Annotated in this window: 23 protein-coding genes; 10 read left to right on the plus strand and 13 right to left on the minus strand. The window is 69.6% G+C overall.

What is annotated here, in order from left to right; genetic code table 11:
* The first annotated feature begins 61 nt into the window (after positions 1-61).
* On the plus strand, positions 62-418 hold the full coding sequence (locus tag ACSQ19_RS08615) for a hypothetical protein (protein ID WP_435996296.1): 357 nt from the start codon (positions 62-64) through the stop codon (positions 416-418).
* Positions 419-440: 22 nt separating this feature from the next.
* Here ACSQ19_RS08615 and yjjJ read toward each other — a convergent pair whose 3' ends face one another.
* From yjjJ to ACSQ19_RS08635, 4 genes are all read right to left on the minus strand, one after another.
* Positions 441-1,841, minus strand: coding sequence for a type II toxin-antitoxin system HipA family toxin YjjJ (gene yjjJ / locus ACSQ19_RS08620; RefSeq protein WP_435996298.1), 1,401 nt, complete (start codon positions 1,839-1,841; stop codon positions 441-443).
* Positions 1,842-1,987: 146 nt separating this feature from the next.
* Positions 1,988-5,119, minus strand: a complete 3,132-nt coding sequence (locus ACSQ19_RS08625) for a discoidin domain-containing protein (protein ID WP_435996300.1) — start codon at positions 5,117-5,119, stop codon at positions 1,988-1,990.
* A 165-nt stretch (positions 5,120-5,284) separates the two neighbouring features.
* Positions 5,285-5,662, minus strand: coding sequence for a hypothetical protein (locus ACSQ19_RS08630; RefSeq protein WP_435996301.1), 378 nt, complete (start codon positions 5,660-5,662; stop codon positions 5,285-5,287).
* Positions 5,659-6,687 carry a DUF2272 domain-containing protein gene (locus ACSQ19_RS08635; RefSeq protein WP_435996303.1) on the minus strand — a complete coding sequence of 343 codons (1,029 nt, stop codon included), beginning with the start codon at positions 6,685-6,687 and terminating at the stop codon, positions 5,659-5,661. The genes ACSQ19_RS08630 and ACSQ19_RS08635 overlap by 4 nt, the downstream gene beginning before the upstream one ends.
* 193 nt (positions 6,688-6,880) lie before the next feature.
* Between ACSQ19_RS08635 and ACSQ19_RS08640 the strand changes: the two genes are divergently transcribed.
* Positions 6,881-7,720, plus strand: coding sequence for an arylamine N-acetyltransferase family protein (locus tag ACSQ19_RS08640; protein WP_435996305.1), 840 nt, complete (start codon positions 6,881-6,883; stop codon positions 7,718-7,720).
* A gap of 67 nt (positions 7,721-7,787) precedes the next feature.
* A complete protein-coding gene (locus ACSQ19_RS08645) occupies positions 7,788-8,756 on the plus strand; it encodes a polysaccharide deacetylase family protein (protein WP_435996307.1) in 969 nt (322 codons plus the stop codon).
* A 22-nt stretch (positions 8,757-8,778) separates the two neighbouring features.
* On the opposite strand, the gene ACSQ19_RS08650 is transcribed toward ACSQ19_RS08645, so the two are convergent.
* Together ACSQ19_RS08650 and ACSQ19_RS08655 are read right to left on the minus strand one after the other, a co-directional pair.
* Positions 8,779-9,558 carry a LytR/AlgR family response regulator transcription factor gene (locus ACSQ19_RS08650; protein WP_435996309.1) on the minus strand — a complete coding sequence of 260 codons (780 nt, stop codon included), beginning with the start codon at positions 9,556-9,558 and terminating at the stop codon, positions 8,779-8,781.
* A complete protein-coding gene (locus tag ACSQ19_RS08655; protein ID WP_435996311.1) occupies positions 9,549-10,661 on the minus strand; it encodes a sensor histidine kinase in 1,113 nt (370 codons plus the stop codon). Before ACSQ19_RS08655 ends, ACSQ19_RS08650 begins: the two co-directional genes overlap by 10 nt.
* A gap of 198 nt (positions 10,662-10,859) precedes the next feature.
* On the opposite strand from ACSQ19_RS08655, the gene ACSQ19_RS08660 reads away from it, so the two are divergent.
* A complete protein-coding gene (locus ACSQ19_RS08660; RefSeq protein ID WP_435996313.1) occupies positions 10,860-11,258 on the plus strand; it encodes a hypothetical protein in 399 nt (132 codons plus the stop codon).
* Positions 11,259-11,267: 9 nt separating this feature from the next.
* Here the strand turns inward: ACSQ19_RS08660 and adhP are convergent, their stop codons facing one another.
* Positions 11,268-12,296: an alcohol dehydrogenase AdhP gene (adhP, locus tag ACSQ19_RS08665; protein WP_296281020.1), complete on the minus strand. Its 1,029-nt coding sequence runs from the start codon at positions 12,294-12,296 to the stop codon at positions 11,268-11,270.
* Positions 12,297-12,477: 181 nt separating this feature from the next.
* Between adhP and ACSQ19_RS08670 the strand changes: the two genes are divergently transcribed.
* On the plus strand, positions 12,478-12,867 hold the full coding sequence (locus ACSQ19_RS08670; RefSeq protein ID WP_299343992.1) for a DUF1801 domain-containing protein: 390 nt from the start codon (positions 12,478-12,480) through the stop codon (positions 12,865-12,867).
* 12 nt (positions 12,868-12,879) lie between these two features.
* Here ACSQ19_RS08670 and ACSQ19_RS08675 read toward each other — a convergent pair whose 3' ends face one another.
* A complete protein-coding gene (locus ACSQ19_RS08675; protein ID WP_435996316.1) occupies positions 12,880-14,460 on the minus strand; it encodes a hypothetical protein in 1,581 nt (526 codons plus the stop codon).
* A gap of 208 nt (positions 14,461-14,668) precedes the next feature.
* On the opposite strand from ACSQ19_RS08675, the gene ACSQ19_RS08680 reads away from it, so the two are divergent.
* The gene (locus ACSQ19_RS08680) at positions 14,669-15,799 is read left to right on the plus strand and encodes an alpha/beta hydrolase (RefSeq protein ID WP_435996318.1); all 1,131 of its coding nucleotides are present in this window, start codon (positions 14,669-14,671) and stop codon (positions 15,797-15,799) included.
* Position 15,800: 1 nt separating this feature from the next.
* Here ACSQ19_RS08680 and ACSQ19_RS08685 read toward each other — a convergent pair whose 3' ends face one another.
* Complete coding sequence (locus ACSQ19_RS08685) at positions 15,801-18,494, minus strand: bifunctional diguanylate cyclase/phosphodiesterase (protein ID WP_435996321.1); 2,694 nt, start codon at positions 18,492-18,494, stop codon at positions 15,801-15,803.
* A gap of 224 nt (positions 18,495-18,718) precedes the next feature.
* Positions 18,719-19,534 carry a CHAD domain-containing protein gene (locus tag ACSQ19_RS08690; protein WP_435996323.1) on the minus strand — a complete coding sequence of 272 codons (816 nt, stop codon included), beginning with the start codon at positions 19,532-19,534 and terminating at the stop codon, positions 18,719-18,721.
* A gap of 157 nt (positions 19,535-19,691) precedes the next feature.
* On the opposite strand from ACSQ19_RS08690, the gene ACSQ19_RS08695 reads away from it, so the two are divergent.
* Complete coding sequence (locus ACSQ19_RS08695; RefSeq protein ID WP_296281031.1) at positions 19,692-19,961, plus strand: hypothetical protein; 270 nt, start codon at positions 19,692-19,694, stop codon at positions 19,959-19,961.
* An 81-nt stretch (positions 19,962-20,042) separates the two neighbouring features.
* Entirely contained in the window at positions 20,043-21,038 is a 996-nt protein-coding gene (locus ACSQ19_RS08700) for an alpha/beta hydrolase family protein (RefSeq protein WP_435996326.1), read from the plus strand.
* A gap of 1 nt (position 21,039) precedes the next feature.
* Here the strand turns inward: ACSQ19_RS08700 and ACSQ19_RS08705 are convergent, their stop codons facing one another.
* The 3 genes from ACSQ19_RS08705 to ACSQ19_RS08715 form a co-directional block, all read right to left on the minus strand.
* Positions 21,040-21,390: a VOC family protein gene (locus ACSQ19_RS08705; protein ID WP_435996328.1), complete on the minus strand. Its 351-nt coding sequence runs from the start codon at positions 21,388-21,390 to the stop codon at positions 21,040-21,042.
* Positions 21,391-21,460: 70 nt separating this feature from the next.
* Positions 21,461-22,171 (minus strand): helix-turn-helix domain-containing protein, encoded by a 711-nt coding sequence (locus tag ACSQ19_RS08710; RefSeq protein ID WP_435996330.1) that lies wholly within the window; start codon positions 22,169-22,171, stop codon positions 21,461-21,463.
* A 12-nt stretch (positions 22,172-22,183) separates the two neighbouring features.
* Positions 22,184-23,152 carry a LysR family transcriptional regulator gene (locus tag ACSQ19_RS08715; protein WP_296281039.1) on the minus strand — a complete coding sequence of 323 codons (969 nt, stop codon included), beginning with the start codon at positions 23,150-23,152 and terminating at the stop codon, positions 22,184-22,186.
* 110 nt (positions 23,153-23,262) lie between these two features.
* Here ACSQ19_RS08715 and aceB point away from each other — a divergent pair, with 110 nt between their 5' ends.
* Both aceB and aceA read left to right on the plus strand, forming a co-directional pair.
* Positions 23,263-24,894: a malate synthase A gene (gene aceB, locus ACSQ19_RS08720; protein ID WP_435996332.1), complete on the plus strand. Its 1,632-nt coding sequence runs from the start codon at positions 23,263-23,265 to the stop codon at positions 24,892-24,894.
* Positions 24,895-24,947: 53 nt separating this feature from the next.
* Complete coding sequence (aceA, locus tag ACSQ19_RS08725) at positions 24,948-26,282, plus strand: isocitrate lyase (protein ID WP_435996334.1); 1,335 nt, start codon at positions 24,948-24,950, stop codon at positions 26,280-26,282.
* Positions 26,283-26,334 lie beyond the last annotated feature (52 nt).

The following is a 26,334-nucleotide window of genomic DNA, read 5'->3' on the forward strand; positions in this document are numbered from 1 at the left end:
ATGCGCCCTTCCCAGTGGCGGCGCGATGGGCCGGTCGCAGCGCGCATGCCGGAGCAGACCGATGCACCGAAACGTCTTCCTCGCCGTTGGCGCGCTTGCGATCGCCGCCTGTATGAGCTCTTCCGCGCAGGACCTGGTGAAGACCGCCGGGCCCGGGGCGAAAGTGATCCTGGAGAACGATCAGGTCCGCGTGATCGAACTGACCGTCGCACCCGGCAAGCGCACCGGTGTGCACTCGCATGGCGACCACATCATCTACTTCCTGACGCCCGGCGAGGCTCTGCTCACCGGGCCGGACAAGAAACCTGTTCGGCGCAGCATTCCGCAAGGCCACATCGAATGGGCCTCACCGGTGACGCATGACACGGTGAACGCGGGTAGCGCCGAGACGCGTACCCTCATCATCGAGTTGAAGTAGCGGAGATTCCGATACGGGCGGGCTAGGCGAACTGGCGCGAGAAATTCCCGACCGCATTGATGTTGGCGCGTGCGAGCGCGCGCATGTCGTCCGATCCGATCCACTCGCTGTCTGCCACACGCTGCCAGAAGACGATGGCAGCGTCCGCCGCCCAGCGGATATGACCGACCTGCCCGGTGCGATCCGGTGCGGTCGGTCGCACGGCCTCCGGGGGGCGCACGGCGCCGGTGCGCGAAGGCGCCAGTGCCATCGGCAGCATGTCGTAGGCCGGCGCCAGCGCAAGCGGACGATCATCCCCGAGATGGAACCCGAGATTGCCCGCATGCATGTCGCTGTTGTCGATGAAGCGCCCGAACCAATGCAGGCGCGCCATCTGCGTCGCGTCCTGCGTGGTGATCCAGCCGTCGGCCGCCAGCCGTTCGCCGAATCGCCCCCAGTCGCGCGCGCCGTCGCCGTAGAACGCGGCGTCCAGCGCTTGCAGGGAGACGAAACCGCGACGGCCCAGCGTGTCGGCAACGCGATCGAAGCGACGGACTTCCAGGAACGTGTAGCCGTCGGCATGCAGGCACTGCGACAAGGCCGCAGGCAGGCCTGCCTCGCGCAGCGTGGTGGCGGCCACGTGCTCGCAACCCAGCAGGTCGGCCCAGCGGCGGACCGCGTGGCCTTCGTCCGGCACCGCGAACTTCACCAGTGCGGCGTAGCGCGTGCCGTCCTGCGGGTGCACGGTGGCGGTGAACTTCGGTTGCTCGCCGCCGGGCGAGGAGCCGATCTCCTCGCCGGCCAGCGCGGCCTGCGCCCAGGCGGGGTATTGCCGCGCGCGATCGGAAGAAGCGACGGCGTCGGTCGGCGTGTCGCGCTCGGCCATCGCCGTGGCCAGGGCTTCCTGACCGAGGATCAGGTCGCCGATGCCGGTGCCGCCGGTCCGCGTGATCGCCAGCAATGTGTCGCGGACCTGCCATCGGTTCAGGTCGTCGGGTACGCCTAGCGCGCGTCCCTGGCGGTGCGCCAGCGTGCGGCCCAGGAATCCTTGGGGCCGCAGGTCGTCGAGGAACCAAGGCAGCCCGGGATGGAAGCCGGCGACCCGATCGACGGTGCGTGTCAGCAGGGGCCTGTCACCGGAGGCCTCGAAGAAGAAGCGGTCTCCACGCAGCGCGTGCAGGGTGCCCAGTTCTTCCAGCGTCGCATCCGGCCGCATCCGCCACAGCGGCCAAGCTTCGCCTGCATCAGTGCGCGCGCGCGCCGCGTAGGCGGTGGCGCGTGCCTTGCCGATCCGCAGCACCGCCGCCCCGGCCTCGGCGACCAGCCGGGCCAGGATGGGGCGGCTCACGCCCAGCGCCTGTGCCAGCGCCGCCGCCGGCACGGGGTCGCCACCCGCCAGCAACGACAGAAGATCTGGTACATCGGCAGTGCGCGCGCGAGGCATCCGGAAGCCTTGATTCTTTACGATTTAAGAACGATATATCAGAAATACGTTCACGTAAAGAATTGATATAAAAGAATTTATTCAGAGCATCGCGCGATGTTTGTTTACGATTTTCGGTGCGATACCGACGACATTGCCCAGGACGACTACCAGCTCGCCTCCAACCGGCTGAAGGGGTGGGCGATCCGTACTCCCTGATCGTCGTAGTCGCTCACCGCCTTGCCATCCACCATCACCCGCGACGGCTTCGTGCGGGTCGGCCAACTGACCTTCAATGCGGTGTCCTTGCGCAGGCCCGGGCCCAGCGTGATGCGCAGCGTCTGGTTCTGCTGGCGCGCGGCCATCGCCAGCGTGCCGTAGGCCGTCGGCAAACCATCCACACGCAGGCCGTCGCCGGCGACCCAGGCCGGTGGCGTGCCGGGCAGCAGCGACAGCGCGTCGTCGCCTTCGTGCATCAGCATGCCGAAGATCGAGCGCGCGTATTCCGAGCCGATCCACGTATGCGGCATGTCGCCAAGGTAGATCGCGTGGCGCGCATCCGAGTACACCACTTCCGCCAGCACCTGCCACGGTGCGGGGCGGCGGTGGCCGAGGAAGCGCATCAGCAGCTCGTGCGCTTCCTGCGGACGGTTGAGGTGCACGTAGGTCAGCACGTTGCGGATTTCGTACGGCGTGTAGGCATACAGCGCCCCGGGCGTGTCGCGCTTGCGCACGTCGTCGAGGTAGCGATCGAACGTGACCTTCAGTGCGTCGGCCGGCATCACGTCCTGCTGGCCGGCCGGGTCCAGGCCGATCGACAGGCTGGTCGGATCGCTGCCGCCCATGTCGGCGTCGGCGGGGATGGTGTCGATGCCCTTCCATTCCATAGTCGCGCGAATCGAGGCGGCCATCGATGCGCGCAGCGCGGCGTACTGTTCGCGCGCCCAGGCGGCGGTCTTCGCATCGCCCCACTGTTCGGCCAGCCATGCGCCGTCGTGCCAGCCCTTCAACGCCCAGTAGTCGTCCCAGTAGCTGTGCGTGGGGACGGGATAGCCCTCGTGGCTGATCGACGGCGCGAGGATGCCGTGGAAGCGCTCCGGCGCCGGCTGGTCGGCGAGATAGCCGGGCACCATCGTGCGTTCGCGCAGGTCCTGCATGAACTTCATCGCGCGCGTCACCTTGTCCTGGTAGTCGCGCACGCTGCGCGCACCGCCATCGAGACGCGCGAGTTCGGCGACCAGCCAGATGAACTGCCCTTGGCTGTCGTACTCGATGTCGGAGCCGAACCCCGTGTTGACCGAGCCGTCGTCGTTGAGGATCGGCGACACCAGGCCGTTCTCATGCACCGCGTGTCCCGCGTACCACTGCAGGTAGTCGCGCGCCGTCTTCGGCATGCCCATGCGCACCAGCGTGGCGGCGGTGGCGGCGCCGTCGCGGATGAAGGAGCGGTTGTAGTTGCGCGGGCCCGGCTGCATGGCGTGGCCGCTCTGGTTGATCAGCATGTACGCCGCCTGCGCGCGGAGCATGTCGACCAGGGACGCGTCCGGCAGCGACAGGCCGATGCGGCCCAGGCGCTTCTGCCACTGTGCGGCCACCTCGTCGGCACGCGCGTCGAACGCGCCTTCGCCGGTCAGTCCGGCGAGATCGAGCGCCGGTGCGGCGGGTAGCGGCTTTGCGGGATCGATGCGCGCGTCGCCGAGGGCGAACGCGATGACGATGTCCTGCGTCGCGCCCGGCGCCAGTGCCACGTCGTAGCCGAGCTGGCCGGCCGCCAGACCCGTGTCGTCGTGCGCCTGCTGCGCATCGGGCAACGCGTCGGCCATCAGCAGGCCGGTGATCTCGCCTTCGCCATGCGCACCGAAAGCCGACGCGGACGCGCGCGCCACCGGCGTCAGCGACTGGAACAGCGTGCGACCGTTGACCGCCACCTGCGCCGCATTGCCGCTACCGACGGTGATGTCGCGGATCGGCGAGGGTCCGCCGTTCTGCCATGGCGGGCTGACCTGCATCGGCCGCGTCAGCAGGTTGAAGCTGCCGGCGACCGGCATGGTGCCGGTGTTGCGCAGGCGGTAGCGGACCAGCGTGACTGGCGCGCTGCGCTGCTCGAGCGCGATCGCGGCCGTCGTCAGTTCCAGGCCCGGCTGTGGCGACCACTGCACGGTCGGCATCGGCATCCAGCCGTCACGCAGCGCATGGGTGATGGATGTATCGGCGTTCGCTGCGCTCGCACGACCGCCGGCGTCGCGCCACACCGGCTGCACCAGCGGCGCGCCCTTGAAGGCTTCGACATGGCCGAATTCGTCGAGCACGGACTTCTGCCGGCCCGCGGGAATGCCGACCGCCGTCCAGTACACCTGCTGCTGGTGCAGCGACGACGGGAACAGCGCACGGTGCTCGCGCGAGGCCGCGAGTTCGTAGCGCTTCATCGCCGTCATCACCCGCTTCGGCCCGATCAGGCGCAGGCGCTGCAGCGTGGGCGCCTGCTCGCCCTGGCCGCGCACGCTCAAGCGCAGCGCGGACAGCGTGCGGGCCTGGCTGTCGGCGAGGAAGGCGGTGCTGCCGTAGGCGTTGGGGTCTTCCGCCAGCACGATCCAGCGGTCCGAGCCAGACTCGCGGCCTTCCAGCTTCGCCGCACGCGGCGTGTGCTTCCACGCCACTTCCAGGCCGGCCACGGACAGCGGCCTGGGCAGGTCGATCTGCAGCTGCCGCATGCCGTCGGCCGCGGGCTTCGCATTCATCGCATGCGCCTCGCCGGCATCAGACCACAGCGCGGCGGGGTCGCCGCTCACGCCGGTGATGCGCGGCGTCTCGCCACCGGCGTACGGCTGGAATTCGAACACCGACACGCCCCAGTCCGCCGAGCGGTCCGGCGCGGTCAGGCGCAGGTAGCGCGCCTGCACGGTGGGGAATACGTCGTACTCGATGCCGCCCACGCCATCGCGCGTCTCGAACGCGGTGCGCCAATGCTTGCCGTCATCGGAGGCCTGGATGGAGTACGCGCGCGCGCCGCCCCATTCCCAATGCAGTTCCACCGCGCCGACGGAGACGCGCTTGCCGAAATCCACCTGGTACCAATGGCCGGGCGAAAACGCGCCGCCCCACTTGGTCGCCGGGTCGCCATCGATGCCCTTGGCCGGGGCCATCTCCACCGTGGTGCTGGCCGAGCTCGTCGCCTTCCAGTCAGTGCGCGGGGGCAGGGCGTCGGCCGAACGGGCGGCGGGGCTCACACCCAACCCGATCGCCAGGGCGCAGGCGGTGGTGGTGGCGCACAGCAGGCGGCGCGTCGGCGTGGGGATCATCAGGCGGTTCCAGGCAACGCGGGCCACCCCGCGAGCGCCGGACACTAGCCATGAAAACGGTTACATGCGAGCTGCGCTGCACCATCCCGACCTGCCGCACGTCCCTTCCGGTGCCGTGCGCCGATCGCGTCGGCAGCCGCGGTCACGGGGGCTGGGCGTGATCGCTCAGGGTGTTCTGCGCAGGCCGTGTTCGGCTTGCTCGCAGACCACCAGCGCGCCGTCGTCGGTGACGGTGCCGGTGGCCCGCACGCGGTCGCCGGCCTTCAGCCCCTGTACGTCCTCCGGCAGCGGCGCCTTGCAGAGGTTCCAGCGGGCGGGCAGATGCACGTCGACCTGCCCGTTGGGGGCTGCGACCTTCACCACGGCGCTGCCATCGTAGGTCCAGGGCGTGGTGTCGACGCTGACGACGGTGCCATCGACGGTGGCCTGCTGGCCCGCGGCCAGCGTAGGGCTGGCGGCCGGAGGCGGGGTGGCGCAGGCGGCCAGCATCAGGGCGGCGGCGATGGGCGCCAGGCGTACGGCAGGGAGGCGGGACGGGATCATCGTTGCGTATCCGGGGTGGTGGGCGGGGTCGCGTCCGCGGGGCACCTTGGCACACCGGATCCGACGACGCAGTGAATGCAGCATTCCGCCTTCTCGGTCGCTTCGACGCCTGGCGCATCCTGCACCGGGGGCAGGGCGCCGGGAAGTCTCGCCAGCTGTTCCGGTGACTTCAGTCGCAGGATCGCCGCCCAGTCCTGGCGGTTCATGTTGCAGGCCGCTTCGTTGTCGGGCGCGCACAGCGTGCCGTCGCCGATGCGGAGCGGCAGCCCGCCCCAGAACTCGCCGCTGCGGTTGAGCGGCAGCATCCGCATCGTCACGCTCTGCTGCACGTTGCCGCCGATGGCGTACGCGGTGCTGTCGTTGTTCGGGTTCACCGCCACCACGATGTCGCAATGCATGTCCAGCGAACTGCCGCTGCGCAGCAAAGGCACCAGCCCTTCGTGGCCGAACAGGCGGCCGGACTGGCGCACGTAGCAGATCAGGTCGCCGACCACCGGCTTGGCCTTCGCCACGTCGATGACGTCGAAGGCGTTGGTCGACGGGTTCTGGAACGCCGCCTGCACATAGGTGAAGTGGCGGCTGGAACCGCGGAAGCCGGGCACCCGGGCCTCACGCATCACCCACGAGATGAAGGCGGCCGACCATGGCGTGTCCACCACGAAGCCGCGGCAGGCCTCGGCCTGAGGGCCCGTCGACGAGGCGTACAGGCACTCGGTCGCGCCGCGACGGTGACCGATCGCGGCGAGCAGCCCGCTGTCGCGCCAGTAGCGCGCGACGCGCTGCCAGGCGCGGTCGTCGCCGAGCGACAACAGCGACGACTCCGCCTCGGTCATCGGTGCGTTCGCCAGCTTGCCCTCGCGGTCGATGAAGGGGCGGTACCACATCAGGTGCTCGCGGCAGGCGACAGCGGCGATGCGGGTGGCGACATCCGTCGGCGTCTGTTGCGACAACTGCGGACAGGCATCGGCCGCGTACGCGGCACCGGAGGTCAGCAGCAACAGGGGCAGCAACAGCCATGCACGCATCGGATGATCCTGGGGGTGGGTGATCTCTACCTACGCATGATGCCGCATCGGCAGGACACGACATCATCACGCGGCATGAAGGTATGGGAAGGGTCGGCGATGGAGGCGATGGAGCATGCGTCCTGCGAGGCGTCTTGACCTCAATCGCGCTTTAGGTCCTACCGTGATGGCCCGCCCAACGAGGGAATCTTCCGTGGCCGACACGCTCGCCGACATCGCGCTATACCTGCAACGCCTGGGTCACGACCGACCGCCGCCGCCCACTCTGGACACCTTGCGCGCGCTGCAGCTGCGGCATACCGCCACGTTTCCGTTCGAAACCCTGTCCACCCTGCTGCGCGCGCCCGTACCGATCGACCTGCCAGCCATCCAGCACAAGCTGCTGCATGCGGGGCGCGGCGGCTACTGCTACGAACTCAATCGCGTTTTCCTGGCGCTGCTCCGGCAGCTGCACTTCGATGCGCGCGGCCTGACGGCGCGCGTGGTGATGGGAGGACCGGAGGACGAACCCACCGCGCGCACGCACCTGCTGGTACTGGCCATTGTGGAGGGGCAGCGTTACATCGTCGATGTCGGCTTCGGCGGCATGGTGCCCACCGCACCACTGCGACTGGATACCGAAGACGTGCAGGCCACGCCGCACGAGCCTTACCGCATCACCCGGCGCGATGGCGTTTATACGCTGTGCTCGAGGGTGGCGGGCGAGTGGCGGGCGCTGTACGTGTTCGACCTGCAGCCGCAGGCCGACATCGATCACATCGTCGGCAACTGGTACGTCAGCACGCATCCGGACTCGCCGTTCGTGGGCCAGCTGCGCGCCGCCCTCACCGGGCCGGGCTGGCGCCGGACGCTCAACGACGGCAGCGTCGCGCTGCATCGCCCCGGTCATGCCAGCGAGCGGCGCAGCCTGCCCAATGCCGAGGCGGTGATCACGGTGTTGCAGGAGGCATTCGGCATCCGCGTACCGGACGTTCCCGGCCTGCACGCGGCCATCGAAGCGCGACTGCGCGCTGCGCCCCACAGCACGTCCTGAGTCGGCTGGCGGCCGGGCCATGCCGGACGATAAGCTCGCCGCTCCGCCCCCCTGTCCCGGACTGCGCGTGCGCTTCCTCCTGCAAGTACTGTTGCTGTCCGCATGGGCGTTGAGTGCGCATGCCGCCGGGCCCGACCGCCGCATCGCCGTCACCATCGATGACCTGCCGTGGCAGCGCATGGACAAGACGCCGCCGGACGCGCTCGCAGGACGCCACGCGCAGCTCATGGCGCAACTGGAGCAGGCCGGCGTGCCGGTGGTCGGCTTCGTCAACGAGGGCAAGCTGGAAGTCGATGGCCAAGTGCGGCCCGAGCGCGTGGCGATGCTGCGCGACTGGCGGGATGCGGGCTTCGGGCTGGGCAACCACACCCATGGCCATCTCGATCTGCATGCGGTCGGTCTGCCTGCGTTCCAGCAGGACATCCTGCGCGGCGAACGCGTGCTGCGCCCGCTGTTGGCGGAACGCGGCCAGGCGCCGCGCTGGTTTCGCCACCCGTACCTGCGCGCCGGCCGCACGCCGGAGGAACGTGCGGCGCTGTCCGCGTTCCTGGGCGGACACGGTTACCGCATCGCACCGGTGACGGTCGACAACGGCGAATGGGTATGGGCGTTCGCCTACGCCAACGTGCTCGACGGCCAGCCCGACACGCCCGTGCGCGCGGCGACGCTGGAGCGGCTGCGGCGCGGCTATGTGCCCTACATGCTCAACAAGGTCGACTACTTCGAACGGCAGTCGCAGGCGTTGCTCGGCTACGCGCTGCCGCAGGTCTGGCTGCTGCACGCCAACGAGCTCAACGCCGTCGCCTACGCGGATCTCGTGGCCGGCGTGCAGCGACGCGGCTACCGCGTGGTGACGCTGGACGAGGCGATGCGCGACCCTGCCTACGCGCGCGGCGAGGACGGCTACAACGGCCGCTACGGCCCCAGCTGGCTGCACCGCTGGGCGATGGCGGAGAAGAGGCCGAAGGAGTTCTACGCCGGCGAGCCGGTGGTGCCGGGCTGGGTGCTGGCGCTGGCGGGCGTGGATTCGGAATGAGGGCGGCGCGGCACGGGCCGCGTCAGTCCCCGTGCCGCAGGGTCGCCAGCTTCAGGAAGGCATCGTGCTGGTAGCGGCTCATCCGGAGTTGCTGGCCGGTATCCATCGTGACCACGTGGTAGCCGTTGAACCATGGATGGATGTCCCTGACCCGCCGGATGTTGATGATGGCCGAGCGGTGCACGCGGGCGAAGCGGCGCGGGTCGAGGCGTGCCGCCAGCGCGGCCATGGTCTCGCGGACTTCGTGCACGCGGTCGGCCAGGTGCAGGCGCACGGTGTTGCCACTGGCCTTTATCCAGACGATGTCGTCCACGTCGACCAGGACGACGCGCTCGTCCTCGCGCACCGGGATCCGTTCCAGGTAGGCATCGCGCTGTTGCAGCGCTGCCAGCGCCTGCATGATCCGGGCGGTGGTGTCGGCATCGGCGCCCTGTCCGATCGCCAGGCGCTGCTTCGCACGGCGCAGGGTTTCGGCGAAGCGTTCGCGGCTGAACGGCTTGACGAGGTAATCGACGGCATTCGCCTCGAACGCGCGCACCGCGAACTGTTCGTAGGCGGTGACGAAGATGGTCGCCGGCATGCGCGCCGGGCCGAGGGTGGCCACCACGTCCAGGCCGGTGATGGCCGGCATCTGGATGTCGAGGAACACCAGGTCGGGCGAGCGCTCGCGGATGGCCGCCACCGCCGACACGCCGTCGCCGCATTCGCCCACCACCTCGATGTCCGCGTCGTCGCGCAGCAGGCGCGCCACGGCGTGGCGGGCGATCGGTTCGTCGTCCACCACCAGCGCGGTCAGGCGCATGCGGGCACGTGCTCCGGCAGGGCGTCCTCGTCGAGGTCGCGGTAGGGCAGGCGCAACCGGCACGCAACGCCGCGCGGCACGATCAGGTCCAGCCGCAGGCTCGCGTGGTCCCCATACAGCTCGCGCATGCGCAGTCGCGTGTTGGACAGGCCGATGCCGTGGCCGCCCGCCTGGCCGCCCTCGTCCAGCGTGCTGTTGTAGTTGCGCACGTCGATGCAGAGCATGTCGCCCTCGCGGCGGCAGTCGATCTCCACGCAGTCCTCGCCCACGTGCTGGCCGATGCCGTAGCGGATCGCGTTCTCCACGATCGGCTGCAGCACCAGGCTCGGCACCGCGGCATCCATCACGTCGGGTGCGACATGGATGCGCGTGGTCAGGCGGTCCTTGAAGCGCCGCCGCTGGATGCCGAGGTACAGCTCGAGCAGCTCCAGCTCGCGGCGCAGCGGGATCTCCTGGCCGTCGTAGTCCTCCAGGAACGCGCGCAGCAGTTCGCTCAGGCGCAGCAGCATGTCCTCGGCCGACAGCTTGTCCTCGTCGAGCAGGGTGACGATGGCGTGCAGCGTGTTGAACAGGAAGTGCGGCTGCAGCTGGGTCTTCAGTACCTGCAGGCGCGACTGGGCCAGTTCGGTGGCCAGCCGGCTGGCCTCCAGTTCGCGTCGCGCCTTCTCGGCGTGGAACTGGATGGCCTGCTGGATGGCGAACAGCGTCCAGTAGGTCAGCACGCCGATGGCGAAGTGCTGCTCCAGGAAGTAGCCGAGCTGCTCGAAGAAGCCGCTGGGTTCGAACAGCGTCGAGACCAGGGCGCCGAGCACCATCGCGAGGAACGTCGTGCACAGGCTCGCCACGAGCTGCTGCGCCAACCCGCGGAAGCGCAACGTGCCGCGTACCGGATAGCGCTCGGCCAGGCGGAACACGAGCGGCGCTAGGGCTGCCCAGCTGTACCACTGGATCAACGACCACCGGATGAGGTCCGACAGTGGCCAGCTGGGGCGCTCCAGGCCGTTGTTGAGCGTGTTCTGCAAGGTGAACAGCAGTGCGATCGCGGTCCACAGCCCCAGGTAGCGGAACAGGCCGATCTCGGTGCTGCCCAGACGGATCTTCATGGGGGCCTCCTGTGCGAACGCATCCTAGGCGGCCGCGCCGGCGACGGAAAGCCGCGATCGCTGCCCACGACGATTCGTCACGGCCGCACGACGATTCGTCCCGGATCCGTTGCCGCCTTCCCGCAGCGGGCGCGAGATGCGCTCGCCCCGCACGCGACCCGCGCTGCCGGTGGCGCCCTCATCACCGGAGATTCCGCCATGCCTCGCGCGTCCATCGTCGTGCTGCTCGCCGCCGCCATCCCGTTCGCCGCCGCCCACGCCGGCGAGCGCACCCACTACCTCTACCTCGTCAACCGTGCCCACGATGCCATCGTGTCGGTCTCCGCGGCGCGGGCCGGCGCGGACCAGCCGCGCGAACTGCTCGTCGGCGGGCGGCTGGCCGGTGGCGGCGATGCGGCCACCCTCCAGATCCGCAGCGACGACTGCGTGCACGACCTGCAGGTGGCGTTCGCGAATGGACGCCGCGCGGTGTATCCGGCCTTCGATCTGTGTCGCCAGCGGGGACTGCGGGTGATGCCGCTGCCGGCGCGGGGTGCGCAGTCACGGCTCGCCGCAGCGGGCGGAGACGAGGCGCGGCCGGCGGCGAGCGCGGACTGAGTCGCGCGATCAGGCAGAGAAATCCAGCACCACGCGCCCCTCGATCGTGCCGGCGTGCATGCGTGCGAACACGGCGTTGATGTTCTCCAGGCGGTCGGTCGCCACGGTCGCGGCGACCTTGCCCATCGCGGCGAAATCGAGCGCCTCCTGCAGGTCCAGTCGGGTGCCGACGATGGAGCCGCGCACGGTGATGCCGTTGAGCACCATGCCGAAGATGTCGAGCGGGAACTGGCCCGGCGGCAGGCCGTTGAGCGACACCGTGCCGCCCCGGCGCACCATGCCGATCGCCTGCTCGAAGGCCTTGGGCGATACCGCCGTCACCAGCGCACCGTGCGCGCCGCCGATTTCCTTCTTCAGATACGCGGCCGGGTCGTCGGTGGCGGCGTTGACGGTGACCGTCGCGCCCAGGCGGCGCGCCAGGTCCAGCTTGGCGTCGTCCACGTCGACGGCCGCCACGTTCAGGCCCATCGCCTTCGCGTACTGCACGGCCAGGTGGCCCAGCCCGCCGATGCCGGAGATCACCACCCAGTCGCCGGGTCGGGTATCGGTGACCTTCAAGCCCTTGTAGACGGTCACGCCGGCGCACAGGATGGGCGCGATCTCGACGAAACCGATGCCCGCCGGCAGGTGGCCGACGTAGCCCGCGTCGGCCAGCGCGTACTCGGCGAAACCGCCGTTGACCGAATAGCCGGTGTTCCGCTGGGTTTCGCACAGCGTCTCCCACCCGCCGAGGCAGTGCGCGCAGTAGCCGCATGCGGAGTACAGCCACGGAACGCCGACGCGGTCGCCTTCCTTCACGTGGGTCACGCCATTGCCCACCGCGACGACGTGGCCGACGCCCTCGTGCCCGGGAATGAAAGGCGGGCTGGGCTTCACCGGCCAGTCGCCTTCGGCGGCGTGCAGGTCGGTGTGGCAGACGCCGCACGCCTCGATCTTGACCAGCAGTTCGCCGGCGGCCGGGCGCGGCACAGGGACATCCTCGATGACCAGCGGGGCGCCGAACTGCCGGACGACGGCGGCTTTCATGGTGCGGTCCATGGCGTGCTCCTGGCGTGGCGTTAGGAGTCGCCAACGTACGCCGCCCGTGCGACGGCCGCGTTGATTCCGATCAACCTGCGCCGCGCAGGCGCGACCGCCGGTCGGACGCTCCGTGCGCTGGCCGGCGGCCCCTGCCCACGCTACCGTTCGCGATCAGTCGACAGGCGGAGTGCACGACACCATGGGGACACAGGCAGCGCGCGACGATGTCGAGGCTTTCCTGGCCACCCTCGCGCATGCGCAGGACGCCGCCATCCGCCTGCTGCGCACGACGATCCTGGCGACGGATCCGCGCATCGGCGAAAGCATCAAGTGGAACGCACCGAGCTTCCACGTGGAGGGCCGCCATTTCGCGACGATGCAGCTGCGCCGGCCGGACCGCATGATGCTGGTGCTGCACCTGGGCGCGGGCAAGCAGGCGATGCCCGCGGGCGCGATCGCCGATCCGCGGCAGCTGCTCGCATGGCTGGGCGCCGACCGCGCGACCTGGACTTTCGCCGGCGTGGACGACGTGGAAGCCCAGCGCACCGCGTTGCAGGCGCTGGTGCGCCAATGGATGGCGCACGCCTGACACCGCGTCCGGTCAGAGGCCGCCGATGGCGAAGATCGGCTGGCGTTCGATGCGGCCGACGGCGTCCACGGCGCGACGGACCTCGTCGCGCGCCATCAGTGCACGCCAGCGCGCCTGCACGGGCACGAAGGCAGGCAGCGGGGCCGGCTCCCGCCATTCCTGCACGGCCGCGAGCAGGTCGCCACGCGTCGCCGGATCGGCCAGGGCCGCGATGAGGGCGTCGGCTGCGTCGTCCATGCGACCGGCTTCGACCAGGGCCCAGATCCAGAGCTCCAGGGCGTCGTCGCGGTGGTCGCGCAGGTAGTCGAGCGCGCGCCGTGCAGAGGCGGCATCCTGCTGCTGGACAGCGGCGCAGTGTTCGATGGAGACCTGCACCATGCGGCCGTAACCGCTCATGTCGCCGACCCGGCCGATGGCAGCGAGCGCTTCCTCAGGGCGCCCGCGCTGGCACAGGAACTGGCCCAGGTTGAGCACCTGGCTGACGTTGGCGCCGCCCGATTCGTCCATCAGCGTGCCGCGGAACAGGTCGGCCTGCGCGTCGTACAGCTTGCCCAGCCTCCGCTGCGCGACCGCGCGGTGGTTGACGATCCACGCGGCGACCTCGGGATCGTCGAACGCCGGCGCATCCGCCGATGCCGCCGACAGCGCGGCGAGCGTCTCGTTCGCCAGCGTGACCACCTCCGCGTGCTGGCCCGTCGCCAGCAGCGCGTAGCCGAGTTCCATGCGGGTCTCGAGGCTTCGAGGGCGCCTGTCGGCCAGCACGCGCAGGGATGCCACGCGCCGGCGTGCGGCTTCCGCGATGTCGAGTGCTCCGCTGTCGAGGTCGACGATGCCATCGAAGCGCCGGTCCACGCGGAATTTCACCAGCGCCTCGGGCGAGGTGGTCAAGCTGACCGCACGACGGACGCCGGCGTGGTCGCCGCGTGCCTGGTAGAGCAGGGCGAGCTGGTACCACAGGTCGCCGACCCCCAGCCCCGCACCGTCCCAGCCGGCCTGCATCAAGGCCTCCATCACCTGCAGCCGGGTCGCCGATGCGGGCGGCGCCTGCCGGGCCACGCGCAGCACGAACGCAGTGTCGAGGTGGTCGACCATGCGCGGCCAGCGCATCGCCAGATCGCGAACGTGGCGCGCGGCCGCGTCATGCGCTCCCTCGCGTTCGTCCAGCTGCGCGAGCAGGTAGATGTCGTCGGGATCGTCGGATCCGGCCTCGACGGCTCGCGTGGCCCAGCGGCGTGCACGCACATGGTCGCCCAGGCGTGTCGCCATCCACGCCGCGCGCGACCACGTCATGCGCTGGTCGGCGAGCGGCAGCGTCGCGAACTCGCGGTGCGCCATCGCCTGCGCGAGTGTGCGGTCCGCCTCGGCGGCGTCGCCCTGCTCGCCAAGCGCCAGAGCGTCCCGCCATTGCCGCTCGTAAGACGGCGATACGCCCTGCTTGCGCTTGTCGCGCAGCGCAGGACCGCCCTTGCGCAGCGAGGGCGCGGCAGGGGGTTCCTGGTGGTACATGTCGTGCGCGGCGCCCGGCGTCGTGCTCTGTGCCCACGCGCCCTGGCTCGCGACCGTCAGGCAGGCCGCCACGATCCCTGCTTTCATCCTGCCCCTCGCGTGTCTCCCAGCCGCATTAGAACCCAAGCCGCGGCCCGCACGCATCCGCCGCGAGCGTGGACCGAGGCGTCGCGCAAGCATCGGTCCTGGATGTGGAAGCGTGACTGACGACGCATGCGCCACGACCATCGACCCGGGGCAGGCGGACGGAACGTCGTCGACAATGCGGCCGACTGCCCTGCCGAGAGGAACGCCCATGCGCGCCATCGCGTTCGCATCCCTGTTGTTCGCCGCCACGCTTGCATCGCCGACGACGGCCGCCGCCCAGCCGGCGTGCCCCGACCGGTCCGCCTATGCGCCCGCGCGCGAGATCATCGGGGACCTGGGGCGCATCGTCGCTCCCACCGGCGTGCAGGAGGACTACGCGGTGGACATCGGCGGCGTCCGGCAATGGGTGAACGTACGCGGCCAGGACCGCAGCAATCCGATGATCCTGTTCGTGCATGGCGGCCCGGCATCGCCGGTCATTCCCACGTTGTGGCAGTTCCAGCGTCCCCTGGAGGAGTACTTCACGGTCGTCAACTACGACCAGCGCGGCGCAGGCAGGACGCTGACCCTGAATCCCCAGGACGCCGTCGCGGACACGCTGCACGTGCAGCGCTACGTGGACGACGCGATCGCGCTGGCCGAGCACCTGCGCGGCCGCTACCACAAGCGCAAGCTGGTGCTGATGGCGCACAGCTGGGGCACGGTGGTGGCCATGCACGCGGCGCTGCAGCGTCCCGATCTGTTCCATGCCTACGTCGGCATCGGCCAGGTGATCAACGTTCGGACCAACGAGCAGGTCAGCTTCGACTACGGCCTGCGCATGGCGCGCGAGCGCGGCAATGCCGACGCGGTGCGCGAGATGGAATCGATCGCGCCGTATCCCGGCGACCAGCCGATCACCCGCGAGCGCATCGTGATCGCGCGCAAGTGGCCGCAGTTCTACGGCGGCCTGAGCGCCTATCGCGACGATTCGGCCTATTACTTCCAGGGCCCGCGCCTGTCGCCGGACTACGACGATGCGGCGCGCTGCGCGATCAATGCGGGCAGCGTGTTCACGCTGGGCCGGTTGCTGGACGAATTCCTGCAGGTCGACTTCACCGGCGTGGTGGACTTCCCCATCCCGGTGGTGATGTTCATGGGCCGGCACGACTACACCACGCCCTCGGCGCCCACCGCCGCCTGGCTGGCGCAGGTGCGTGCGCCCTACAAGCAGGGCGTGTGGTTCGAGCATGCCGCCCACATGATTCCGTGGGAGGAGCCGGGCAAGACGCTGGTGAGCCTGCTGGAGCACGTGCGGCCGCGGGCCATCGACACGCCCGCGGAGCAGGCGGTGCGGTAGGTCAGCGCACCACCGCCAGGCGCCGCGGCGGCGGCTCTTCGCGCTGGAACAGCACGCGTTCGGGACGGTGCAGGGCGTAGCCCTGGCCATAGTCCACGCCGAGCGAGCGCAGCGCGTCGCCGATCTTCGGGCTGGCGACCCACTCGGCCACGACCTTCAAGCCCCGCTGGTGGCCGATCTGCGCGATGGCGCTGACGATGGTGCGGCTCATCGGGTCGGTTTCGAGATCGCGGATGAAGCTGCCGTCGATCTTGATGAGGTCGGCGGGCAGGTTCTTCAGGTAGCCGAACGAGGACATGCCGGCGCCGAAGTCGTCCAGGGCGATGCGGCAGCCGGCGCGGCGCAGGCGTTCGATCACCGCGACGACCTTCAGCAGGTTGCGCACGGCGACCGTCTCGGTGATCTCGAAGCACAAGGCCTGGGCCGGCACCGCGAATTCAGTGATGCGCGCCAGGATGAAGTCGGCCAGCCCCTCGTCCTCGATGCTGGCGCCGGACAGGTTGATCGCGCACGTGCCCAGCCGCATGCCCGAATGGTGCAGCTCGCCGAAATGCGCAAGCGCGTTGCGGATCACCCAGCGGTCTATGGCCGGCATCAGCCCGTAGCGTTCGGCGGCGGGAAGGAACGCGCCGGGCAGCACCACGCCGCCGTCCTCGTCGCGCAGCCTGAGCAGCAGTTCGATGCTGGGCGCGGTGTCGCGGCCGTCGAGCGGCACGATCTCCTGGTAGTCGAGCAGCAGGCGGTCCTGTTCCACCGCCCAGCGCAGGCGGTTGGCCCATTCCATTTCGCCCTGGCGGCGCGTGGTCTCGTTGTCTTCGCGGTACAGGTGCACGCGGTTGCGGCCGTTCTCCTTCGCCAGGTAGCACGCCGTGTCGGCCCAGGCCAGCAGGTCCTTCAGGGTCGGTTCCTGCTGGTCGATCGCCACCACGCCGATGCTGGCGCTGACCGTGTAGGTGCGGTCCTGCCAGACGAACATCAGCGCTTCGATGCATTCGCGCAGGCGTTCGGCGAGTGCGCGCGCGCCCTCCGCGTCCACGTGGAACGCCATCAGGCCGAATTCGTCGCCGCCCAGCCGCGCCAGCACATCGCCGCCGCGCAGCTGCTGGCGCATCGCCAGCGCGAGCTGCGCGAGCAGCTGGTCGCCTGCCATGTGTCCAGAGACATCGTTGATCAGCTTGAACTGGTCCAGGTCGATGTACAGCAGCGCGCACGGGTCGCACGCCGCGCGACCCTTGCGTTCGTTCAGGGCCTCCTCGATGCGGCGCTCGAACTCGCGGCGGTTGCACAGTTCGGTCAACGCATCGTGGGTAGCCTGGTAGCTCAGGCGTTCGGTCAGTTCGCGCTGCTCCGAAATGTCGGTGGCGACCATCAGCAGGTGCGCCTCGCCGTCCATGTCGACCTGCGCAATGGAGGCGCTGGCCCAGAACGCGCCGCCGCCAGGGCTCAGCAGTACCGCTTCCAGGTTGCCCCAGTCGTTGCCGATGGCCGCGGCATCGCGCGCGCGCGCCTGCAGCTGCGGATCGGAGAACAGCGCCGACAGCGGCAGGCCGGTGGGATCTCCCAAGCGCATCCGCGCCGCCTGGTTGGCGTAGACGATGCGGCCATCGCGCACGTCGGCCAGCAGCACCAGCGCCGGCAGCAGTTCGTTGAGCGCGCGGAAGCGCAGTTCGCTCTCGCGGTAGCGCCGGCTCATCTGTTCGCCCAGCGCGACCGCGCGCCGCCGCGTGGTGGCCAGCGACCACGCCAGCGCCGCCAGCAGCAGGCTGATCACGCCGCCGCCGGCCAGGATGGCCTGCAGGCGGCCGGCGTCGAGGGGTTGCGGGCGCGGCTGCAGTTCGAGCCGCCACTGGCGGCCACCGAAATCCATGCGCCGTACCTGCGCGGGCAGGCCGGTGGCGATGGGCGTGGCGGAGTCGTAGAACGGATGCGCATCCGCGGTGGCGTCGTAGAGGCGCACGCGGAAGCCGTCCAGGACCGGTCCGGCCATCGCGGTTTCCACCAGCGGCTGCAGCCGGATGCCGATGGCCAGCGCCCCGATTTCGCGCGCGCGCCGCTGGTTGGGCGTGGTCGGCGTCGGGCCGTCGGAGTACACGGGCAGGCGCAGCGTCACGCCGAGCGGGTTCTGGCCCGCCGGCGTGGTCTGGCGCAGCGGGAACGGCGCCGAGATCACTACCGTGTCGGTGTCGCGCGCGCGCAACAGGGCGGCCAGGTTGGCTTTCTGCGTGACCATGTCGAAGCCGATCAACGACGTGTTCGGCTGGTACGGAGCAACGAATTCGTAGCGGTACGAGACCTGGTCAGCCAGCGGCTGGTCGGCGGGCGAGCGGCGTGCGAACGCCACCGAGGTGTAGGCGCTGGGTGCGAGCGGGCTGCGCAGGCTGGCGTGGTACTGGCTGAAGCGTGCCTGGTCCATCTGGTCGTTGGCCAGGTACACGGTCTGCATGGCGCGCAGCATCGACGCCGCCTGCTCCAGCGGTACGCGCAGTTGCGAGACCCCGGCATCGGCCAGCGCCCGGCGGTCGTCCTCCGCCCGCTGCTGCAGGTCGTCCCATTCCCGGTGGGCCACGATCGACGTGCACACGATGCCCAGCAACAGCACAGCCGTCGCCCACACCAGCGGCGGCAGGCCGCCTCGGCGGGGGGGCGGTGCGGGCGTCGCCGGAGCGGCGCCGCGAGGGGCAAGGGTGGAATCCACCAGCGGGCCTTGATCCTGCGTGAAGGGAGGGCGGTAGGTCCCGGCCTGTTCCCGGGAGAAGCAGGCTTTGTGCCAAACCGTCCCGTTGCCGGAACACCGGATCTTCTGGCCTTCCGGCGGTGCGCGGCGGTCCGTGCGCCGTCGGGAGAGACCGTATGGGTCACTATCGGCCCTGCCGGGGCGTACTTGACGTGAATGCGCACGTCGAAAGCGGGTAAATGCGTTTAGCCGAGGGGATGGATGGGCAAGGGTTTCGGACGCCGCAGCGCGGCCGGCGTCGTCGGTACCTGCCTCCGCGCAAGTTCGTCCAGCGCCTGCTGCAGCAATGCCAGGTCCTGCAGCACGCCCAGCTGGTCGACCAGTTGGGCGACGTGTCGCAGGGTCGCGGCATCGGCGCGCCCCGGCTGCGCGTGGACCCGCAGTTTGCGCAGGGCCGACAGCTGCATCCGCAACCGGCGTGACCGTCGCCGCCAGGCATGCAGATGCTCCAGCCTGCCCGATGCCAGCGCCGCCGCCTGCGCGTTCGCCTGCCGTCGCATCGAGCGAAGCACGGCACGGCGCAGGTCGGCGGCACCCAACTGGTGCCACGGCAACACCCGCAGCCGGTCGGCGTGGCGATGCGCCTGCGCCTGGCGCTGCATGAAACCGGGATCGTCGCGCAGTGCCGCGGCAAGGACGTGCTGCTGGCGTTCGGCCAGCAGCGGCAGCAGTGCCTCCCAGCTGTGTGCCTCGGCCTTGCCCTCCGCGTCGCGCGCGCATGCCCGTGCGGTGTCCTGCACGACCTGCGCGTCACGCAGGGCGGACAGGCCCTTGGCCAGTGCGCGCAGTTCGACATCGATCGGATCGATCGCGTCCTTGCCCAGCGCACGCCGCGCGAGCGCGAGCAACGAGCGCAGGCGACGGATGGCCTTGCGCGCTTCGTGCACGCCCGACGGATCGACCGGCGCGATGGCCAGCGCGGCGGCAAGGGCGCGGGCCTCCGCGACCGCCAGCAAGGCGGCGCGTTCACCCGCGCGCAGGGAGGCGGTTCGAGGAGGCATGGCATGCCGTAGCGGTGGAACACCGACAGTCTAGGTCCGCATGCCACCCCCGCTGCGTGCCGTCCCGCCTGAATGCCTGCCGCTCGTCGGCAGACGCCGGGCTTGGCAGGGCGGGGATGAAACGGTATAAATCGTTTATACGATTTACGGGTGAGCCATGGTCAAGTCCCGCAAGACGCGCGACGCCGGCATGGCGGCGCAGGCGCCGCCGGCCAAGCTGGTGCGCGACAGCTTCACGATGCCGGCGGACGACTTCGCGCTGGTGGCCGTGCTCAAGCAGCGTGCGCTGCAGATGCAGCGGCCGGCGAAGAAGAGCGAGTTGCTGCGCGCGGGCCTGCAGGCGCTGTCCGCACTGTCGCCGCAGGCGCTGGCGAAGGCCCTGGACGCGCTGGCGCCGGTGAAGGCTGGCCGCCCGAAGAAGAAGTAGCGCGCCGCGAAGTCGGCGTTCTGTCCCTGTCGCATGCGGGTGCGCGCCGCGTGCGCTGTCCCTGTACTGGATGTGTTGCCGATGAACGTGTTCTCCCTGTTCCGCCGCCATCGGTTGGCGGTACTGCTGTCCCTGCTGTTGCTGGCGCCGATGCTCGTCGCCTCGTCGCACGCGCCCGTGCGGGCGGGCGATCATGTTGAGCAACGCGCGGGCTATCGCGTGCAGGACCTGGACTGGGTGGATCCCGTGCGCGGACGCGCGGTGCCGGTAAAGCTGTTCTGGCCCGACAACGCACGCCGCGGCAAGGTGCCGCTGGTGGTGTTCTCGCACGGCATCGGCAGCGCGCGCGACGGCTACACCTACCTCGGGCGCTACTGGGCGAAGCACGGCATCGCCAGCCTCCACGTGCAGCATGTCGGCAGCGACCGCACGCTGTGGGAAGGCAATCCCTTCACGCTGGTATCCCGCTTCCAGCACGCGGCGGGCGATGCCGAAGCCATCGATCGCGTCCGCGACCAGCGCTTCGCACTCGATCGCGTGCTCGCGGGCGAATGGGGAGCGAGCATCGATCCCGCGCGCATCATCGCGGCCGGGCATTCATACGGCGCCAACACCACGCTGATGTCCGCCGGCGCGCGGGTGGTGCGCCATGGGCAGACGATCCAGCTACGCGATCCGCGCATCCGTGCGGCGATCGTGATCTCCGCGCCGCCGTTCTATGGCGACCAGGATTTCCGCCCGATCCTGTCGGGCATCACCGTCCCCACGCTGCACGTCACCACGGCCGACGACATCATCCGCATTCCCAGCTTCGGATCCGGCGTGGACGACCGGCTCAAGGTGTTCGACGCGATCGGCGGCGCGCACAAGGTGCTGGCGGTCTACCGGCATGGCACCCACAACGTGTTCACCGATCACCGTTACTTCGATTCGCGCGAGGTCAGCGAGGACGTGAAGCGGGCCACCGAATCGCTGTCGCTGGCCTTCATCGACGGCACGTTCGAGGATTCGCCCGTCGAGCTCGCGCAGTGGCGGGCCAGCCACCGCGCGCTGCTGGCGCGCTACGAGACCCGTTGACTCAGGTCGCCGACCACACGGCCAGTTCGTAGCCGTCGGGATCGGTGAACTGGAAGCGCCGTCCGCCGGGGAAGGCGAAGATCGGCTTCGTGATGCGCCCGCCGGCGGCCTGGACCTTCGCCAGGCTGTCTTCCAGCGCCGTCGAATACAGCACGACCAGCGCGCCGCCCGGCTGCGCCGTGTCGTGGGCGAAGCCACCGGTCAGCCGACCATCGCGGAACTCGCAATAGTCCGGCCCGTAGTCCTGGAACGTCCAGCCGAACGCGTCGCCATAGAACGCCTTCGAGGCGGCGATGGAGGCGACGTTGAACTCGATGTAATCGATGCGATGGTGCTGGTCGGCGGTGCTCATGGCGGGTGTCCGTGGAGGAGGCCGTCAGTCTGGCCGAGTCCGTGCGCCCTGTCTTGGCGAAATCGGACAGTCAGTCCGCGACCTGCGCGATCAACTGGGTGGGCGTGAGGCCGGTGAGCCGGCGCGCATCGCCCGCCAGCTGCGCGGCGTCGTAGTAGCCCGCGTCGAGCGCGGCGTCCAGCAGGTTGGCGTGGTGGTGCCGGTGCTGCAGGAAGCGTTGCAGTCGCAGGATGCGCGCCAGCAGCTTCGGTCCGTAGCCGAACGCTTCGTCGCACCGTCGCAGCAGGGTGCGTTCGGTGAGGCCGAGATCGCGCGCAAGCTGCGCGACCGACTCGGGCTGCGGGCACGAGAGTCGCGCATGCACGGCCTGCATCGCGCGGTCGCGGGGCGGCGTGTCGACCAGGATGCGCTCGGCGAGCCAGGCCATCGCATCGCCCTCGCGCTCCGCCATGCGGTCGGCCAGTGCGCTCAGGCGCGGACGGCGGAGGTCGCGCAGGTCCACGCGCTGGTCGGCGAGGGCATGCAAGGGAACACCCATCCAGCGTGCGGCGGCGGCCGGCGCGAATCGCAGGCCCTGCAACCGTCGACCCGGCGCGACATGCGCGTACTGCGCCTGCGTATCCGGTCCGGCGATGCTCAGGCGCGCGCCATCCCACAGCAGGTCCACGCAGGCATCGGGCAGGACCAGCGCGGGCGCGGCGTGCGCGCCCTGCACGTAGTCCCAGCGGCAGAGCAGGGGCAGGCCGGGGGCAAGGTCGTGTTGTCGGTAACGGCCGCTCATGGAGGCAGGGCGTCAGCGTTCGGAATGGCCGCTCTCATCGTAATCGCGGCGCTCGAACAGGTGGGGCTGGATCAGTTCGATGAAGGCACGCGCCTGCGGCGACAGGAACTTGCCCTTGCGCACCACCACGCCATAGCTGCGCGACGGAAACCATTGCGCCAGCGAGCGCGCGGCGAGCCGGTCGCGGTCGGCGTCGGTCAGGCAGATCGACGCGATGATCGAAATGCCCATGCCCATGCTGACGTACTGCTTGATCACCTCCCAGCCGCCCACTTCCAGCGCGACGGTGTAGGGCACGCGCGCCTGCTGGAACACCAGGTCCACCAGCCGGTAGGTGATCAGCCGTTTCGGCGGCAGGATCAGGCCATGGGGCGAGAGATCCTCCAGCCGCAGGTCGCGCTTCTTCGCGAGCGGATGGTCGGGCGGCGTGATCAGCATCGGCTCGAAGCGGTAGACCGGCGCGTAGCTGAGATCGGCGGGCACATCGAGCACGGAGCCCACCGCCAGGTCCACGGCATCCGAGCGCAGCAGGTCGGTGCCGTCAGCGGTGGCGGCGTTGTGGAGGGTCAGCTTCACGTCCGGGTGTTCCTGGCGGAAGTGCTCCACGATCTTCGGCAGCAGGTAGAGGATGGTCGAGCTGTTGGCCGCCACGTTCAGTTCGCCGGCTTCCAGCCCGCTGACCTTTTCCCGGAACGTCGCGTCCAGCCCGTCCAGCCCCGCCACCAGCGGCTGCGCCAGTTCGTACAGCACCTGGCCCTCCCGGCTGGGGGTCAGCCGGCGCCCGCTGCGCTCGAACAGGGTGATCCCCAGGTCCCGTTCCAGTGCCTGCAGTTGCAGGGTGATGGCGGGCTGGCTGACGAAAAGCGCCTCCGCGGCCCGCGACACCGACCCCAGCCGGACCGTCTGGCAGAAGGCGCGCAGCGGCTTCAACCGGTCGGATTTGTAGGGAAATCGGGGGGTTGGCGCTTCTTTAGAGCTCACGTTCTAGTCAACTATAAGGCGAGCTTATTTAGTGCATTGACAAAACTGTTTTGTCAAATAATTCGACACGGGAGCACTGTGCGTCTCCAGCAAGACGCCAGGAGACGCCCATGTCCGCCACCGCTTTCGCCCTGCCGCCGCGCGACCCGCGCGCCGACCGCCCCACCCCCGGCATCGCCCTGACCGCCAACGTGGCGGGCCAGGACGCCCTGCTTCCGCCCGGCGCGCTGGCCCTGCTCGTCTCGCTGCACCGTGCGATCGAACCGGAGCGTCAGGCCCGGTTGGCGGCCCGTCGGTCGCGACAGGCCTTCTTCGACGCGGGCGGCCTGCCCGATTTCCGTGAGGACACCCGCGGCATCCGCGAGGGCGACTGGGCCGTCGCCCCGGTCCCGGCCGCGCTGCAGGACCGTCGGGTGGAGATCACCGGTCCGGTCGACCCGAAGATGGTCATCAACGCGCTGAACTCGGGCGCGAAGGTGTTCATGGCCGACTTCGAGGATTCCACCTCGCCGACCTGGCAGAATCTGCTGACCGGCCAGCGCGCGCTGGTCGGCGCCGTGCAGGGCGATCTCGAGTTCACCTCCGACGCCGGCAAGCACTACACGCTGAAGCCGCAGAACGAGCAGGCCGTGCTGCTGGTGCGCCCGCGTGGCTGGCATCTGGACGAAAAGCACGTGCTGATCGATGGCGCGCCGATCGCGGGTGGGTTGTTCGACATCGCCGTGTTCGCCTGGCACAACGCCCGCGCGCTGCAGGCCCGCGACCGTGGCCCGTACTTCTACCTGCCCAAGCTGCAGAGCATGGAAGAGGCCGCGCTGTGGGAAACCGCGCTGTCGCACATCGAAGCCGCGCTGGGCCTGCCGCACGGGCAGATGAAGGTCACGGTGCTGATCGAGACGCTGCCGGCCGTGTTCGAGATGCATGAGATCCTGCATGCGCTGCGCGACCGTATCGTCGGCCTGAACTGCGGCCGCTGGGACTACATCTTTTCCTACCTGAAGACCTTCCGCCGCCACGCCGACAAGGTGCTGCCCGAGCGCGGCCAGGTGACGATGACGCAGCCGTTCCTGAAGGCGTATTCGGAACTGCTGATCCAGACCTGCCATCGCCGCGGTGCCCATGCGATGGGGGGCATGGCGGCGCAGATCCCGATCAGCAACGACGAGGCCGCGAACGAACAGGCGCTTGCCCGCGTGCGCGCCGACAAGCTGCGCGAAGTCACCGCCGGCCACGACGGCACGTGGGTGGCGCACCCGGCGCTGATTCCGGTCGCGAAGACGATCTTCGACGAACACATGCCGCAGCCGAACCAGCGCAGCGTGCAACGCGAGGACGTGGCGGTCACGCGCGACGACCTGATCCGTCCGTCCACCGGCACCATCACGCGTGCCGGCTTCGAGGGCAACGTGGAAGTCTGCGTGCGCTACCTGGCCGCGTGGCTCGATGGCAACGGCTGCGTGCCGATCCATTGGCTGATGGAAGACGCCGCCACCGCCGAGATCTCGCGCACGCAGATCTGGCAGTGGCTGCACACCGCCGACGTGCACCTGTGCGACGGCACCCAGATCGATTACGCGCTGCTGCAGCGCACGCTGGCCGCCTTGCCCGCGAAGCTGGGCGACCACTCGCGGCTGCCCGGTGGCGAGCGCATCTCCGAAGCCATCGCCCTGCTCGACCACCTGAGCCGCGCCGACGAGCTGGCCGATTTCCTGACCTTGCCCGCGTACGACCGCATCGACTGACGCATCGACCGACCACCCCCACCACGACGCCCCACGACGAAAGAGAGCCCGCCATGAGCACCAAGCAACAGCAGATCGACGCCATCCAGAAAGACTGGGACAGCAATCCGCGCTGGACCGGCGTGAAGCGCGACTACGCCGCCGCCGACGTCGTCCGCCTGCGCGGCAGCCTGCAGCCGGAATACACCCTGGCCCGCCGCGGCGCCGAGAAGCTGTGGAAGCTCGTCAACGGCGAAGCCAAGAAGGGCTACGTCAACGCGTTCGGCGCGATCAGCGCGGGCCAGGCGATGCAGCAGGCCAAGGCCGGCCTGGAGGCCGTCTACCTGTCCGGCTGGCAGGTGGCCGCCGACGGCAACACCTCCGAGACCATGTACCCCGACCAGTCGCTGTATGCGTACGACTCGGTGCCGACGATGGTCCGCCGCATCAACAACACGTTCCAGCGCGCCGACGAGATCCAGTGGAAGAACATCTGCGACGGCAAGGCGAACGAAGCCGACGCGATCGATTTCTTCCTGCCGATCGTCGCCGACGGCGAGGCCGGCTTCGGTGGCGTGCTGAACGCCTACGAGCTGATGAAGAACATGATCGTCGCCGGTGCTGCGGGCGTGCACTTCGAAGACCAGCTGGCCGCGGTGAAGAAGTGCGGGCACATGGGCGGCAAGGTGCTGGTTCCCACGCAGGAAGCCGTGCAGAAGCTGCAGGCCGCGCGCCTGGCGGCCGACGTGCTGGGCGTGCCGGCCATCGTGCTGGCGCGCACCGATGCCGAAGCCGCCAACCTGCTGACTTCGGATTTCGATGCCAACGACCAGCCCTTCGTCACCGGCCAGCGCACCGCGGAAGGCTTCTACCGGGTGAAGAACGGCCTGGAGCAGGCGATCAGCCGCGGCATCGCCTACGCGCCGTACGCCGACCTGGTGTGGTGCGAAACCGGCACGCCGGACATCGGCTTCGCCCGCGAATTCGCCCAGGCGGTGCACGCCAAGCATCCTGGCAAGCTGCTGTCGTACAACTGCTCGCCCAGCTTCAACTGGAAGAAGAACCTAGACGATGCGCAGATCGCCCGCTTCCAGGACGAGCTGTCGGCGCTGGGCTACAAGTACCAGTTCATCACCCTGGCTGGTATCCACATCAACTGGTTCAACACCTTCAAGTTTGCGCACGACTATGCGCGCGGCGAGGGCATGAAGCATTACGTCGAGCAGGTGCAGGAAGCCGAATTCGCCGCGCGCGAGAAGGGCTACACCTTCGTGTCCCACCAGCAGGAAGTGGGCGCGGGCTACTTCGATGACGTCACCACCGTCATCCAGGGTGGCAGCTCCAGCGTCACCGCGCTGAAGGGCTCCACCGAGGAAGAGCAGTTCTACGAAAAGGAAAAGGCGGCCTGATCGCCGCCCGCAGGGATGCAGACGAAGAAACGCCGGCTTTCGCCGGCGTTTC

It is taken from the genome of Pseudoxanthomonas sp. LjRoot127 (assembly GCF_964253495.1).
GTDB lineage: Bacteria > Pseudomonadota > Gammaproteobacteria > Xanthomonadales > Xanthomonadaceae > Pseudoxanthomonas_A.